The sequence below is a fragment of the Nocardia sp. NPDC059177 genome (assembly GCF_042755165.1).
Taxonomy (GTDB): domain Bacteria; phylum Actinomycetota; class Actinomycetes; order Mycobacteriales; family Mycobacteriaceae; genus Nocardia.
The window spans coordinates 20109-21407 of sequence record NZ_JBHZBX010000022.1 but is presented as its reverse complement, the minus strand read 5'-3'; the positions used below and the strand labels follow the sequence as shown (position 1 = coordinate 21407).

At 69.6% G+C, this 1299-nt stretch carries 1 protein-coding gene; it reads right to left on the bottom strand.

Features of this window, described 5'->3' with window-relative positions; translation table 11 throughout:
• Nucleotides 1-387: 387 nt before the first annotated feature.
• Complete coding sequence (cobM, locus tag ACFXK0_RS24120; protein ID WP_379412990.1) at nucleotides 388-1152, bottom strand: precorrin-4 C(11)-methyltransferase; 765 nt, start codon at nucleotides 1150-1152, stop codon at nucleotides 388-390.
• Nucleotides 1153-1299: the final 147 nt, after the last annotated feature.

Here is a 1299-nt window from a genome sequence, read left to right as displayed (position 1 = left end):
CCCAAACCTCGCTTCCGGAACACCAGGCGGCGCTCCCCGACGACACCGGAACGCAGGCGCCTCAGCTGTAGACCACAGCGTGGCGCCTGCGTCTCGGGTTCAGTTCTCGAAATCAATCAGGCAAAAATGTCCATTGGCACTATCTGTCGGCCACGGCGATCTTGTTACATGGCTGAGACCATGCTCGTGATCGACGGCCCGGCAGCGCCGGTGTGCTCTTCGCAAACCATCGCACCAATCTACCGGTGAGCTCGCCCGGCAACCAACCACCTCCATAGCGATGCGACATCGCCCCAGGTAAATCGCCAGCGCCCCGTTAGCTGACGCTTGTCTGTGTTCTCACATCGTCGCGGGCACCATGCGGCGGCGCGGTGAATGAGTCGTGGCTCACACCGACTGGTCGGTAGTGGAACGGACCCTGGCCGGGTCGTAGAGATGGGACTGGGCGCAGTCGATCGCCACCGTCAGCGCGCGGCCGACCAGGATGACCGCGGCCTGCCGCAGCCCCGCGGCCTCGACCTGGCCGGCGATGTCGCTCAGCGTGCCGCGCAGCACCAGCTGCTCGGGCTGACTGGCCCGGTAGACGACCGCGACCGGGCAGTCCGCGCCGTACTCCGCGACCAGCTCCGCCGCGATCACCCGGATGCGGGTGATCGCGAGATGCAGCACGAGGGTGGCGCCGGTGGCGGCGAAGGCGGACAGCGCCTCGCCCGCGGGCATCGCGGTCGAGCGGGCCTGGGTGCGGGTGAGCACCACCGACTGGACGACCTCGGGAACCGTCAGTTCGGTACCGAGCGCGGCCGCGGCCGCCGCGTAGGCCGGGACGCCCGGGGTGATGTCCCAGGGGACGCCGTGCGCGTCGAGGCGACGGGTCTGTTCGGTGAGCGCCGAATAGATCGACGGGTCACCCGAGCACAGCCGCGCCACGTCCCGACCCGCCCCATGCGCGCGGACCAGCTGCTCGGTGATCTGGTCCAGATCGAGCCCCTGCGTATCGATGAACTCGGTACCCGGCGCGCAGTGCGCCAGCACCTCGGGGTCGAGATAGGTCCCCGCGTACAGGCAGACCGGGCTCTCGCGCAGCAGCTTCACCGCGCGCACCGTGAGCAGGTCGGCCGCGCCGGGGCCGGCCCCGATGAAGTGCACAGTCATGCCAGCAGCGTAAATCGCGGGTGACGCGCGGGCGGGCCGGGGGCGGACACCACGCGCGGGCGGCGCGCAGCAAGTAAGTTCGGAGTCCGCCGGTGAGTGCCGGCACACAGACAAAGGGGGACCGTGGTGGCGACGACTACCCGACGG